The sequence below is a fragment of the Halomonas profundus genome, from assembly GCF_020865425.1.
In the GTDB taxonomy this organism is placed as follows: Bacteria; Pseudomonadota; Gammaproteobacteria; order Pseudomonadales; family Halomonadaceae; genus Vreelandella; species Vreelandella titanicae.
This window is the reverse complement of sequence record NZ_CP086344.1, coordinates 2,188,418-2,202,117: the sequence shown is the minus strand read 5'-3', so window position 1 is coordinate 2,202,117 and position 13,700 is coordinate 2,188,418. Positions and strand designations below refer to the sequence as shown.

Sequence of the window (13,700 nt, the reverse complement as noted above, 5' to 3'; positions counted from 1 at the left end):
AAGAACACAACAAAACGAGGTCAACATGCAAAAGCACGACAATAAATCCAAACTGACTAAATTCAAACTGACTAAATTCAAACTGACAACCCTCGCCGCCAGCTTGTTGCTGGCGTCGGGAACGCTGTCAGCGCAAGAGCAGGATACCCGTGCCATCGCTGAACGCTTGGTCGACGAGCACTTCCAGAACTCAACCCTGAGCCGCGAAGAGCAGATCGAAGAGCTGATGTGGTTTGCCAACGCTGCCGAGCCTTTCCGCGGCATGGATATTCAAACCGTGGCTGAAGGCCTCACGACTCACGTTTATGAAAGTGAAGTGCTTGCAGAAGCCTTTAGTGAGCTGACCGGCATTAACCTGACCCACAACATCATCGGTGAAGGTGATGTGGTGGACACCATGCAGAATCAGATGCAGTCGGGTAACAGCATCTACGATGGCTTCGTCAATGACACCGACTCCATCGGCACGCATATTCGTTATGGCACCACCATCAACCTGTCTGAAGCGATGGAGAACGAGTGGGCCGACTATACGTTGCCCACCCTGGATTTAGACGACTTTATTGGACTGCAGTACGGCACCGGGCCAGATGGCAGCCTCTTTCAACTGCCCACCCAACAGTTCGCTAACCTCTACTGGTTCCGCTATGACTGGTTTACCGACCCTGAGCTGATGGCACAGTTCGAAGAGGTCTACGGCTACCCTCTTGGCGTTCCCACTAACTGGACGGCCTATCAAGATATCGCCGAGTTCTTTACCGAGCATGTCGGCGAAATAGATGGCACCAAGGTGTATGGCCATATGGATTACGGCCGCCGCGATCCGTCACTGGGCTGGCGCTTCCACGACTCCTGGCTCTCCATGGCAGGTATGGGCAGCCCCGGCGTCCCTTCCGGCAACCCGGTGGATGACTGGGGTATCCGCGTCAACGAAGATAGCCAGCCAGTAGGCGCAAGCGTAAGCCGCGGCGGTGCTACTAACTCACCGGCCTCGGTATTTGCCATGCAAAAAGCCGTCGATTGGCTGCGTGACTATGCCCCTCCTGAAGCACAGGGCATGACCTTTGGTGAGGCTGGCCCGGTACCTGCGCAGGGACACATTGCCCAGCAGATTTTCTGGTACACCGCCTTTACTGCCGACATGACCGACCCTGCAGTCGCAGTGACCGATGATGAAGGCAACCCGCTATGGCGCATGGCTCCATCCCCCACCGGCCCGTACTGGGAAGAGGGTATGAAGGTCGGCTACCAAGATGTAGGCGCCTGGACGTTCTTCGATTCAACGCCGGAAGATCGTCGCACCGCGGCGTGGCTGTTCGGCCAGTTCACCGTGTCTAAAACGGTGTCTTTGGAAAAACTGATGCACGGTCTAACGCCGATTCGTGAATCTGACATCTTCTCTGAGCAGATGACCGAGATGGCCCCCAAATTAGGCGGCCTGGTGGAGTTCTACCGCAGCCCCAACGAGTCGAACTGGACGCCTACCGGCACCAATGTGCCTGACTACCCACGCATGGCCCCACTGTGGTGGCAAAACCTGGCGCCTGTCATGAGTGGTGAAGTCACGCCTCAGGAAGGCTTGGACAAACTGGCGTCGGATATGGACAGCACCATGCATCGCCTAGCCAGGGCCAACGTCTTCGACAGCTATGCGCCCGTGCTCAATGAAGAGCAGGATCCGCAATACTGGCTGGATCAGGAAGGCGCACCCAAAGCCAAGCTGGACAATGAAATGCCCCAAGGCACCACCGTTCCTTATGACGAAATGATGGAAGCCTGGATGGCAGCCGGTACGCGCCAAGAGTAATCACGCGTAACGCTTGCAGGGTGGGCAACCGCCCTGCAAGGGTTTCATTGGCGGCAGGCCATAGCACAAGAGAAAACACCCAGGGCACCAGGGCTATTTATTTGTTAATTGGATCCGCTATGAAACTGCGAAATCGAAATATAGAAAAATTACCTACCGAGACCTTTGATGCCCTGATTATAGGGGGCGGTATCAATGGCGCGGCCACTGCGGCGGCGCTGGCTGGAAAAGGCGCTAAAGTCGCACTGATTGATCGCGGCGACTTCGCTGGCAGCACCAGCATGCACTCCTCCAACTTAGTTTGGGGAGGCATTAAATACATGGAAAGCAAGGATTTTGCACTGGTTCGAAAATTGTGCAAAAGCCGCAATCACTTGATAAAGAGTTACCCCTCTACCGTGCAGGAGATTCGTTTCCTGACCACTATTTCGAAAGGTTTCCGCCACTCACCACGCTACCTATGGGCGGGCACCTGGCTTTACTGGCTGATGGGCAACGGCTTCACTAAACTGCCCCGCCTGCTTTCGCCTAACAAGATTAAGCAGCAAGAACCCATTATCGATATTGAGGACGCCGTTGGCGGCTTTGAGTACTCCGACGCCTACCTCCACGATAATGACGCACGCTTTGTGTTCAACTTTGTGCGCCACGCGCTTAACTATGGAGCAATTGCCGCCAACTACGTCGAGTCACTCGGCGCCGAACGGGTCGGCGACCTATGGGTGACCAAAGCGCACAACGTGATGGATGGCAGCACTTTCGATATTCATGCCAAGGTATTAATCAACGCTGCTGGCCCCTGGGTAGATCAGCATAACGAGCTGACCGGCCAAAAGACTACCCATCATCACCTCTACTCCAAGGGCATTCACCTCATCGTTCCACAGCTAACCGATTCACAGCGGGTGTTGGCATTTTTTGCCGACGATGGAAGGCTGTTCTTCGTCATTCCCATGGGCAATCGCACCTGTATCGGCACTACCGATACCCATATGGAGCATCCAGAGGTGGACGTTACTGCTGACGATATCGCCTTTGTGCTGGAAAATATCAATAAACGCCTAACGCTAGATCAACCGCTCACACAAGACGACATTATCTCGACACGCTGTGGCGTAAGGCCTTTAGCCATCAAAGATGATCAGGGCAGTGACCGAGACTTTTTACAGCTTTCTCGCAAGCATGTGGTCGATACCAACGTTGAGAGTGCGCATATCAGCATCTTTGGTGGAAAACTTACCGACTGTTTGAACGTAGGGGATGAGATTGCCGAAGAGATAAGCCGCCTGGGCGTTTCACTTTCAGACCCCAACTTTCGGTGGTACGGGGAACCTGCCAAGCCCGTGAAACAGCAGTTTATGGATCAAGCCAAGCGTATGAACCTGGATGCCATGACCGCCTCTACGTCATCGGAGCTGCTCTCCTCTCGGCTGTGGCGGCGCTATGCCGATCAAGCCATACCGATGCTGGAGAAAATTCGTCAGGATCCCGCTCAGGGCGAAATCCTCATTGAAGGCACTGAGTACATCCGTTGTGAAATTGAGCATGCCCGCGACCACGAGATGATCACCCAGCTTGAGGACTTCCTGCGCCGCCGCGCCAAAGTTTCTCTGGTGGTACCTCATGAGCAGTTACGCCATTCCACAGGTTTAAAGGAAGCGTGTCGGGTACTGTTTGGTGACGATGCTGAAAATCGATTTAGCCAGTACTTCGAACAAAATCGCGATACTGCACTTCCGCCGACATCGACAACGGTTTAGCGTAAAAAAGCCCCCTCACCTAAGTGAGGGGGCTCAAACAATCAATAAGCGAGTCTTGCCCTACTCTTCGTCTTCAATTCGCATTTGAGAGTCCCCTGAGAGCACTTCATCCCAAGCTTCTTCCAGTGTGCAGCCTGAGCGGCTATCCACTGTGTCGATGACCTCAACGGCATGCTGCAGTGATTCACGGTTGCCCTTCAGTGCCACAACAAGTCTAGCGAGATCTTGTTTGCTGAAAGTGCTGGCGATGCTGTCGGCTTGTTGGCTCAGTTCGATGCAGTTCATTAGTAATACCTCATGGTATGGTCATCCGCTGCTTAACCGACTATCGGTTAAAAAAAGCAGCCATCTTAGTTAACGACGTATGGTGACGTTGCTACTCATGCTGGGCCGGATAAGTGCCCAGTTCGGCAACTGCGAAACGGTCACAAGCTTTGCAAGACCTTCGCCTTTAGCGCTCGGGTAATACTGAAGCGCTATGGTTCTGTAGCAGGGATCGGGTCAGTGACTCGGGATAACGAAGCACCCTCCTGATCCATGGCTTCACTATGGTTCACTGCAACAAAACCCACAATGCATCATTGGCAGCAGGGGTGGTTGTAACTCGACTACATAAACACTCATTAAGTGTTAAGTGTGTTAAAGACTTTCATGAGGGGCGCTAAAAGCGAAGAAAGGCGGCCAATGGTTTAATTGGCCGCCGCATTATAAAGAATCGAAAGAGTTAATAGATAGTGTGCTTAAGTAGTGGGCTAAATCGTTATTACCTAAGGCGTGGAGCGCACGCGCGAAACCGCATCCAACCAGCCTTGATAGAGCTGCTCGCGAGTGGTCTCCTCCATAGCAGGCATAAAGCTCTTCTCACAGCGCCACAGCTGCTCAATCTCTTCGAGGGTTTGATACCAACCTAAACGCAACCCGGCTAAGTAAGCAGCCCCCAGCGCCGTGGTTTCCAAAATCGTAGGGCGATCTACTTGTACACCCAGCATATCGGCAAGAAACTGCATCACCCAGCTGTTCTTCACCATGCCACCGTCGACGCGCAAAGTGCCTGGCGCGGCCTCCATGTCGTCGTTCATACAGTGCTGGAGGTCGCGGGTTTGATAGCACACCGCTTGCAGGCCAGCGGCGACTATTTCAGCGATACCGGTATCGCGAGTTAGCCCAAAAATAGCGCCACGCGCTTTGGGATCCCAGTGTGGAGCGCCCAAGCCGGTAAAGGCGGGCACCAGATAAACGCTGTGACCACTGCGGGTCTCCTGGGCCAAGGCCTCCGTCTCTGACGCATCAGCAAACAGGTTCAAGCCGTCACGTAACCACTGCACCGTCGCCCCCGCCACGAAAATACTGCCCTCCATGGCATAGGTCGGCTTTCCATTAAGCCGGTAGCCAATGGTGGTCAACAGGCGATTGCGCGACAGCGAGGGCGTTTCGCCGGTATTCACAATCATAAAACAGCCTGTGCCATAGGTGCTTTTACCCATCCCCGGTTGAAAGCACGCCTGCCCCACTAAAGCAGCCTGCTGATCCCCCGCTACCCCAGCAATGGGGAGCGCGGCACCCAGCCAGTGCGCTTCGGTGGTGCCAAAATCATCGCTGGAGTCTTTCACTTCGGGCAATAAATTGGCGGGAATATTAAACAGCGCCAGCAGCTCTTCATCCCACTCCTGAGTATGGATATTAAACAACGCCGTGCGTGAAGCATTGGTGGCATCGGTCACGTGCTGCTGACCGCCTGTCAGCCGCCAGATTAAAAAGCTATCTACCGTTCCAAATGCCAACTCGCCCTGCTCGGCGCGCTCCCGAGCACCCTCAACGTTGTCCAGTACCCAACCAAGCTTGGTGGCTGAAAAGTAGGGATCAATCAATAGGCCCGTTTTAGCTTGAACGGTATCGGTATAGCCTTGATCGCGCAGTGACTGGCATAAATCTGAGGTGCGGCGATCCTGCCAAACGATGGCGTTATAGAGTGGCTTACCCGTTTTCCGATCCCACAGAATAGTGGTTTCCCGCTGGTTGGTAATGCCGATCCCGGCTATTTGGTCGGCGGAAACTTCAGCGTTACGCATCACATCTCGGCAAGTCGCCACCACGGTTTCCCAAATGTCTTCGGGGTTGTGCTCAATCCATCCGTCGTGGGGGAAGTGCTGAGTGAATTCTTGCTGGGCAACAGCGGCCACCTGGCCTTGGCGGTCAAACAGAATGGCGCGAGAACTGGTGGTACCTTGATCAATGGCGAGTATAAAAGAGGACATATCGAGTTCGCTTTGTTGTATTATCTTTCGATTTTGTATGATTGAAAACCTCTGATTAACGCGATGAGCGCAGGCCAGACAAGGCAAAAATCAACGAAAAAGCGGAGTTTACGGGGTGTAAATGAGCATTTTGAGGCGATTTTTAACGCTGTATGGCCAAGCGCAATAGTTAATCAGAGGTTTCCACGTTTTCGCTTTATTATCATCCAAGGCTACTCTAGCCGCCCAAAATGCTCAAGGCTGAAACTACCTCATTAAGCAATGTAGAGCGCCACATCGTGTTGCGTCAGCAAGCGCTGAATCGCGTCTGGGGGTTTGCGGTCGGTAAATAGCGCATCCAGCTGTTCCAGGTTACCTTGCCGAACAACCGGGTTACGGTGAAATTTAGAGTAGTCCGCCGCCAGATAGATGCGCCTGGAATTGGCGATAATCGCCTGAGCAACGCGCACTTCCTGGTAATCAAACTCCAGCAGTGAGCCATCCTCATCGATACCGCTGATGCCGATAATGCCGTAGTCCACTTTGAACTGATTGATAAAGTCGATCGTTGCTTCACCGATAATGCCGCCGTCCCGGGAGCGCACCTGACCGCCGGCGATAATCACGGTGAAATCCTCTTTATGTTGCAGGATAGCGGCAACATTTAAATTATTGGTAATGATCTCAAGGCCCTGGTGCTCTAACAGCGCTTGAGCAATCACTTCATTGCTGGTGCCGATATTAATAAACAGAGAGGAGTGATTCGGGATGTGCTGTGCTAAACAGCGGGCAATGCGCTCCTTTTCTTCCAGATGCAGTGTCTTGCGCGTGCTGTAGGCGGTATTGACTGTACTCGACTCGATTCCTACTCCGCCATGCACCCGCCTCACCCGGCCCTCATTGGCCAGGGTATTTAAATCGCGACGGATGGTTTGTGGTGTCACGGCAAAATGATCGGTGAGCTGCTCAATACTCATATAGCCGTGCTGACGAACCAGCTCGACAATGGCATCCTGACGAAATTGTTGATTCATAAGCCCGGCCTGTTCGATTTTTATTGATATCTGAACATAATCTAGCAAAATTTTCGAAACCTAATAGCACTATTCATACAATTCCGCAGGTGCCAAACCGACAGACCAAGCGGCGACCTCGCCTATTAAAGCGGCCACACCCATAGGATCATTGGGATAGCAACCACCAGCACCACCAGTGATAGCGGCAAGCCCAGTTTCCAATAATCACCAAAGCGGTAGCCGCCAGGCCCAAGCACCAGCGTATTGGATTGGTGCCCAATAGGGGTTAAAAACGCACAGGAAGCGCTAACAGCTACGACCATCAAAAACGGATCCAGTGAGACGTCAAAGCCATTGGCTAAGCTCACCGCAATCGGTGCCATCAGTAGCGCAGCCGCCGCATTGTTAACCACATTGGAGAGCAGCATAGAGAGTAAAAACAGCCCTATCATGGTCACCACCACCGGCCAATCGCTGCCAAAACTGAGCAGCGCGTTAGCAATCAAATCTGCACCTCCACTGGTTTCTAATGCTTCGCCCACGGGAATCATCGCCGCGAGCAGCACTATGACGGGGCCATCAATGGCCTGATACCCTTCCCGGAGTGGTAACACGCCAATCAGGAGCGAAATCAGTGCCGCACTACTCATGGCCACCGCTGCGGGGAGTAGATCAAACAGCATGGCGACGATTGCCAAGGCAAAAATAGCAATCGACATAGCAAGTTTGCGTGGCTGCCCCAGATGCAGTTCACGGCTAGCCAGGGGTAGACACCCAAGCGAGGCCAGGCTATCTGACATCTCGTTTTCACTGCCCTGGAGGAGCAAAACATCACCGTTTTTAAAACGAATATCCCGCAACCGCTGCTTCAAGCGCCCGCCATCCCGTGCGACAGCCACCAAGTGCAGGCCAAACTGATGGTTTAAGCGTAGCTGGCGTACGCTGCGGTTAATCATCATTGAGTCGTTACGCACCACGGCCTCGATCAGTTGCAGGCCCTCGGTATCCACGGGCTGTCGATCCTGCGCAGAATCTTTCTTATTCACAGGATCCTTATCACTCTCCGTAGGCTCAGCATCCTCCGCCTCAGGGTCTTCCTCCAACTCTGCAATCGCGCTTAGCCCTACTTTGTCTTCCAGCATTTGAAGCTCATCAGGCCCTGCTTCTAATAGCAGAATATCGCCCTCTTCCAGTGCGCCGTGGAAGTTATAGCCTGCACGGCGGTTGTCATCACGCACCACCGCTAACACGGGAATGGTTTCGTCCAGTTCGTCGCGCAACTGTTGTAGCGTTAGCCCCTTGGCCTTCGACTCTTCGCCTACTTTCAATTCGACTAAATAGTTGGCGGTATCGAACATTTCATCCGTAGAGGCCTGGCCGCTACGCTTGGGCGTCAAGCGCCAGCCCACCAGAACAATAAAGGCCAGCCCCGCCAGCGCAACTACGATGCCTACAGGCGAGAAGCTAAACATACTAAATGCTTCATCTGTCACATCACGGCGATAACTGGAAATAATGATATTGGGTGGGGTACCAATCATCGTGGTCAGGCCGCCGAGCAGAGAGCCAAACGCCAGGGGCATAAGCAGTAAGGAAGGCGAGGTGTTGTGTTCGCGGGCAAGCCGCATAGCTACCGGTAGCAGCAGTGCCAGGGCGCCCACATTATTCATAATACCTGACAGCACAACAATGGTACCCACCAGCACCAGGAGTTGGAGCAGCAGGTTTTCCCCCACTTTAAGCACTTGGTTGGCAATAATATCGACCACGCCCGAGCGCTCAAACCCTCGGCTAAGCACCAGTACAGCGGCCACGGTAATCACCGCCGGATGGCCGAAACCGGCGAAAGCGCTTTCGGCCGGCACAAGCCCCAGCATGACCGAACCCAACAACGCTGCCAGCGCCACTAAGTCATAACGAAAGCGTCCCCATATAAACGCGGCGAGCGTTAGCCCAAGTACGATAAACACCAGTGTGCTAGGTGTAAGCGTTAACCCGCCAAGATCCAATGCTTCAATACTTACGTTTTCAATACCGGAGCCCTCAGCGCTTGAGCCCTCAACACTTATGTCCTCAGCCGACATCCTTTTCCCACTCCCTTGCTGGCGTTTGAAAGTTCACCATGCGATTGATGCAAAACACGCTTTAACATGACTATTTCTTCTGCACATTAGACGTTTACTATACAGAGGTATAGACCCTGCATACGCAAAGCCTATAAACACATAGCCAAAAGGGACAAAAGCTCGGCAAAGCCGAGCTTCATATCGGTAGTGTAATGAAGGGTAAAGCGGGCTAATAAAAGCGCTTACTTTTGGCGCTCAACAATAATGTGAGCATCAACAATCTTATAGCGATGCGTGCAGCCTTTGAGATATAGGAAACTTCACGGGGCCCTGGCCAACCGCTTCAGGCTGCCCCTGCTGCTGCTCTCAAAGCTCTATCGTCGGATAAAACGAATTCGCTACGGCAAAAGAATAGTTGAGCCCGTGGTCTTGCGGCTTTGCAGGGCGTCTTGGGCTTTGCCAGCTTCTGCAAGTGGGTAGCGGTTGGCGATATCAATGTTGACCTTACCGCTTTCAATCATGGCGAAAAACTCTTCGCACATCATCTCCAAACGCTCGCGGGTGTCGGCGTAGCCATTCAGGCTGGGGCGGGTCACGTAAAGTGCGCCCTTCTGATTCAGAATGCCGATATTAACGCCCTCCACCGGGCCAGACGCGTTGCCAAAGCTGACCATCAGACCACGGGGCTTCAGGCAGTCCAGTGACATTTCCCAGGTGTCTTTACCCACCGAGTCATACACCACATCGCACATATCGCCGTTGGTAAGCTCGCGTACGCGCTCTACCACGTTCTCTTCGCTGTAATTAATTGTCGCCCAGGCACCGTTGGCCATGGCTAGATCCGCTTTTTCCTGTGAACTGACTGTGCCGATCAGCTTAACGCCTAACGACTTCGCCCACTGGCAGGCAATCGAACCTACCCCGCCCGCTGCGGCGTGAAATAGAATGGTTTCGCCACCTTTTAGTTCATAGGTTTGGCGAAGCAGATACTGCACGGTAAGGCCCTTGAGCATACTCGCCGCTGCGGTGTCGAAATCAACGAAGTCGGGTAGCTTGACCACTTTAGCCGCTGGCAGCGTATGCAGTTCAGCATAGGCGCCCAACGGGCCTTGGGCATAGGCCACGCGATCGCCAACCTGAAGGTGTGTGACTCCTTCGCCAACCGCATTGACCACGCCTGCACCTTCGGTGCCTAGACCAGAAGGCATGGAAGGGGTTGGATAGAGCCCGGTACGAAAATAGATGTCGATAAAATTAAGGCCAACGGCTTTATTAGCAATACGTACTTCACCCTGGCCAGGTTCAGCAGGGGTAACGTCGACCAGTTCAAGTACCTCAGAACCGCCGGTGCGGGCAAATTGAATACGCTGAGACATTAGGACTCCTTATTGTGTAATTCGGCTATTATTCGAGTTGATACGCCATCTCTGAATAATGCTAAGCATGGCAACAGGTGCTGCTATACAAGCGCGTCATGGCATTTAAATCAAGCTAGCACGCTAGCGTATTTTTACCCACTAGAACGCGAGGCAATGCAATCCTGCTGTCATGCGCCCATGCTAGTATTAGCGCTTCTTTATCGTCTAAGGCTTAGAGATTTGTCATGACGCATCCTGCTATTCAACTCCCCGCGCTGATTGCCCACCGCGGCTACTCCGCCGCTGCCCCTGAAAACACCCTCGCCGCGGTGCGCGCCGCCTATGAAGCGGGAGCCACATGGGTAGAGCTGGATGTGCAGCTACTGGGTGATGGCACCCCGGTGATTTGGCACGACGGCGATGTAGCACGCTGCTCAAACGGACGGGGCGGACTCGCCTCCATGAGCTGGGCGAAGGCGCAAACCCTGGATGCCGGGGCTTGGTTTGACGATCGTTTTGCGGGTGAGAAGATGCCTAGCCTCAGCGAGATGTTGGCACTGCTTAACGAGCTGGAAATGGGCGCCAATATGGAAATCAAGGTCAACAAAGGCCGCGACCCCATCGCGCTGGTGGAACGCGCGCTGCCGGAAATGCTCGACACTCTCCCCCCCGAGCGCTTGATTATCTCCTCCTTCAATGCCGCGGCTCTTGGCCACTGCCGTCAATTTGCCAGCAAAGAACGGCTGGCCCTGGGTGTGCTGTTCGGTAGCGTGCCCAAAAGTTGGCGTGAGCAGTGCGAGGCCATTGAGGCTTTTAGCGTGCACCCCCACTGGCCGCGTTTGAAGCGCGCCCAAGCCGACGCTATGCAGCGCGATGGCTATCAAATATTGTGCTATACCGCCAATGACCCCAGTGCCTTTCATAGCCGCTGGGAGTGGGGCATCGGCAGTGTCATCACCGATGAACCCGCCGCGTTCAAGCGCTTTTTAGACAGCCATTGATAAACTCTAACAACTTATAAGTTCACACACTGACAAGGAGTCCACCATGAAGTACCTAGGAGCCCATGTGAGCGCCGCTGGCGGCGCAGACCAAGCCGTGCAGCGAGCAGTGGAAATCGGTGCGGATGCGTTTGCGCTATTCACCAAAAATCAGCGTCAATGGAAAGGTAAACCGCTCACCGATGAGGCGATTCAAGCCTTTCGCGATGCCTGTGCCGAGCACAACTTTTCTGCAGAGCAGATTTTGCCCCACGACAGCTATCTGATTAATCTAGGTCACCCCGAGCAGGAAGGGCTGCGCAAATCCCGCGATGCGTTTCTGGATGAGATGCAGCGCTGCGAGCAGTTGGGGCTGACGCTGCTTAATTTTCACCCTGGCAGCCATTTGAACAAAATCAGCGAAAGCGACTGCTTAAAGCGTATTGCAGAATCCGTTAACGAAGCGCTAACGCATACCCAAGGCGTTACCGCAGTCATTGAAAATACCGCTGGCCAAGGCACTAACCTGGGTTGGCGCTTCGAGCATTTGGCCGAAATCATTGCCCACGTGGACGATAAAACTCGCGTGGGGGTGTGTATTGACACCTGCCACGCCTTTGCGGCGGGCTATGATCTACGCACGACAGAGGCCACCCAAGCAACGCTTGATGAGCTAGACAGCGTGGTCGGCTTTGAGTATCTGCGCGGTATGCATTTAAACGATGCCAAAAGCAACCTTGCCAGCCGCGTGGATCGCCACCATAGCCTGGGTAAAGGCAATATTGGCCTACCTGCCTTTACCACCATCATGCAGGAACCACGGATTAACGGCATTCCAATGATACTGGAGACCATCGAACCCGAGATATGGGCCGATGAAATAGCTTGGCTACGCGCTCAAGCCTCCTGAAGTGGATACAAAGAGTCAGCCTACGATTCAGCGGTTTTTGCACGCCCGGTAATGCTTGCCTACGCTTAAACTCCTTTACCCAAGCCCCAGCCTACGTAAGGAGTGTGCAATGAGCGATACCGATCTTGGCAGTTTAGATGCCCAGACCCTAGCTCACTTGTTTGCAAGCCGAGAGGCCTCCCCGCTAGAAGCGACTCGTGCCGCTCTTGATCGAATCGAGCGCTTCAACCCAGACGTTAACGCCTATGTGTATGTAGATGCTGAAGGTGCGGAATCGGCGGCCAAAGCCTCGGCGCGGCGCTGGGGGCAAGGCAAGCCGCTAAGCCCCATCGACGGGGTGCCGGTATCGCTTAAAGACCTGACCCAAGTGGCGGGCATGCCCTGCCGAGAAGGCTCGCTAACCTCTTCTGAAGCGCTATGTGACACCGATGCGCCACCCGCACGCATGCTGCGTGAAGCAGGCGCCGTCATTTTAGGTAAAACCAACACGCCCGAATTTGGCTGGAAAGCCGTGACCGATAACCGTGTCTTCGGTGCCACGGCTAACCCCTGGGATACTCGGTTAACCCCCGGCGGTTCTTCCGGCGGGGCCGCCGCTGCTGCGGCACTCAATATGGGGGTACTGCACCAGGGCGGCGACTCCGGCGGATCCATACGTATCCCCGCGGCGTTCACCGGTGTTTTTGGCTTCAAACCCACATTTGGCTGGACGCCCCAATGGCCTCCAGCTAAAGAACCCAGCCTATCGCACCTGGGGCCGTTAACGCGCACCGTGCGGGATGCGGTTAGCATGCTCAATGTGATGGGCCGTTACGACTACCGTGACCCTTACGCCACCCGCGGGCAGCCCGAGTGCTGGGGGATGGATTTGGATAAAGGTTTAACCGGACTACGGATTGGCTACTCGGCCGATCTTGGCTACGCCAAGGTAGATCCACAGGTTGCCGAACGCGTGCGAGAAGCAGCCAGCAGACTGGAGGCGTTGGGCGCTGAAATCGTCGAAGTGCATCCCGGCTTTTCGTCACCGCTGGATACCTTCCGTAAGCTGTGGTTTACCGCCTCTTTAGAGCAGTGGTCACAAATGGATGATCACCAGCGTACGCTGCTGGATCCCGGCATGGTGGCCAATGCCCGTGAGGCCGACCCCTGGAAAGCCGTTGAACTGTTTCGTGCCTTGGCAGATCGTGCGGAGTTAACCCAGCTCCTGGAGCACTTTAACCAAGAGTATCATCTACTGATGACCCCCTCGGTGGCGATACCGCCGTTTGAAATTAACCAGGAAGTTCCCCTCAGCAGCGATATGCAGGACTGGGAAGAGTGGGCGCCCTTTAGCTATCCTTTTAACCTTAGCCAGCAGCCCGCCGCGTCAGTGCCCTGTGGTTTTACCGATAACGGTTTACCGGTGGGTTTTCAGCTTGCGGGTGGCAAGTATGATGATGTGCGGGTACTGCGTGCCTGCCACGCCTACATGGAAGCGCACCCACCACGCTTTCCCAGCGTCCCCAACCCCGCCCAGTATGCTTGACAGCTGGGCTGCATAAACTGAGCCGCATGAAAAAGCTCAGCCAA

The 13,700-nt window shown here is 54.2% G+C and carries 10 protein-coding genes; 5 read left to right on the top strand and 5 right to left on the bottom strand.

Features of this window, described 5'->3' with window-relative positions:
- The first annotated feature begins 25 nt into the window (after positions 1-25).
- Entirely contained in the window at positions 26-1,807 is a 1,782-nt protein-coding gene (locus LMS44_RS09835) for an ABC transporter substrate-binding protein (RefSeq protein ID WP_159176719.1), read from the top strand.
- A 119-nt stretch (positions 1,808-1,926) separates the two neighbouring features.
- Positions 1,927-3,567 (top strand): glycerol-3-phosphate dehydrogenase/oxidase, encoded by a 1,641-nt coding sequence (locus tag LMS44_RS09830; RefSeq protein WP_230805230.1) that lies wholly within the window; start codon positions 1,927-1,929, stop codon positions 3,565-3,567.
- A 60-nt stretch (positions 3,568-3,627) separates the two neighbouring features.
- Here the strand turns inward: LMS44_RS09830 and LMS44_RS09825 are convergent, their stop codons facing one another.
- From LMS44_RS09825 to LMS44_RS09805, 5 genes are all read right to left on the bottom strand, one after another.
- A complete protein-coding gene (locus tag LMS44_RS09825) occupies positions 3,628-3,852 on the bottom strand; it encodes a hypothetical protein (protein WP_022523712.1) in 225 nt (74 codons plus the stop codon).
- A 482-nt stretch (positions 3,853-4,334) separates the two neighbouring features.
- A complete protein-coding gene (glpK, locus tag LMS44_RS09820; protein ID WP_138800295.1) occupies positions 4,335-5,822 on the bottom strand; it encodes a glycerol kinase GlpK in 1,488 nt (495 codons plus the stop codon).
- A 254-nt stretch (positions 5,823-6,076) separates the two neighbouring features.
- Positions 6,077-6,835 (bottom strand): DeoR/GlpR family transcriptional regulator, encoded by a 759-nt coding sequence (locus LMS44_RS09815; protein WP_022523714.1) that lies wholly within the window; start codon positions 6,833-6,835, stop codon positions 6,077-6,079.
- Positions 6,836-6,960: 125 nt separating this feature from the next.
- Entirely contained in the window at positions 6,961-8,901 is a 1,941-nt protein-coding gene (locus tag LMS44_RS09810) for an SLC13 family permease (protein WP_022523715.1), read from the bottom strand.
- A gap of 380 nt (positions 8,902-9,281) precedes the next feature.
- Entirely contained in the window at positions 9,282-10,259 is a 978-nt protein-coding gene (locus LMS44_RS09805) for an NADPH:quinone reductase (RefSeq protein ID WP_476489304.1), read from the bottom strand.
- Between the two features lie 227 nt (positions 10,260-10,486).
- Between LMS44_RS09805 and LMS44_RS09800 the strand changes: the two genes are divergently transcribed.
- From LMS44_RS09800 to LMS44_RS09790, 3 genes are all read left to right on the top strand, one after another.
- Complete coding sequence (locus tag LMS44_RS09800; protein WP_009286507.1) at positions 10,487-11,242, top strand: glycerophosphodiester phosphodiesterase family protein; 756 nt, start codon at positions 10,487-10,489, stop codon at positions 11,240-11,242.
- Between the two features lie 46 nt (positions 11,243-11,288).
- Entirely contained in the window at positions 11,289-12,131 is an 843-nt protein-coding gene (gene nfo, locus LMS44_RS09795) for a deoxyribonuclease IV (protein WP_009286506.1), read from the top strand.
- A gap of 109 nt (positions 12,132-12,240) precedes the next feature.
- On the top strand, positions 12,241-13,656 hold the full coding sequence (locus LMS44_RS09790) for an amidase (protein WP_476489303.1): 1,416 nt from the start codon (positions 12,241-12,243) through the stop codon (positions 13,654-13,656).
- Positions 13,657-13,700 lie beyond the last annotated feature (44 nt).

Coding starts and splice junctions, on each gene's coding strand:
- LMS44_RS09815 (WP_022523714.1), bottom strand. CDS start 6,835: ATGAATCAACAATTTCGTCAGGATGCCATTGTCGAGCTGGTTCGTCAG.
- LMS44_RS09830 (WP_230805230.1), top strand. CDS start 1,927: ATGAAACTGCGAAATCGAAATATAGAAAAATTACCTACCGAGACCTTT.
- LMS44_RS09810 (WP_022523715.1), bottom strand. CDS start 8,901: ATGTCGGCTGAGGACATAAGTGTTGAGGGCTCAAGCGCTGAGGGCTCC.
- LMS44_RS09805 (WP_476489304.1), bottom strand. CDS start 10,259: ATGTCTCAGCGTATTCAATTTGCCCGCACCGGCGGTTCTGAGGTACTT.
- LMS44_RS09790 (WP_476489303.1), top strand. CDS start 12,241: ATGAGCGATACCGATCTTGGCAGTTTAGATGCCCAGACCCTAGCTCAC.
- nfo (WP_009286506.1), top strand. CDS start 11,289: ATGAAGTACCTAGGAGCCCATGTGAGCGCCGCTGGCGGCGCAGACCAA.
- LMS44_RS09825 (WP_022523712.1), bottom strand. CDS start 3,852: ATGAACTGCATCGAACTGAGCCAACAAGCCGACAGCATCGCCAGCACT.
- glpK (WP_138800295.1), bottom strand. CDS start 5,822: ATGTCCTCTTTTATACTCGCCATTGATCAAGGTACCACCAGTTCTCGC.
- LMS44_RS09835 (WP_159176719.1), top strand. CDS start 26: ATGCAAAAGCACGACAATAAATCCAAACTGACTAAATTCAAACTGACT.
- LMS44_RS09800 (WP_009286507.1), top strand. CDS start 10,487: ATGACGCATCCTGCTATTCAACTCCCCGCGCTGATTGCCCACCGCGGC.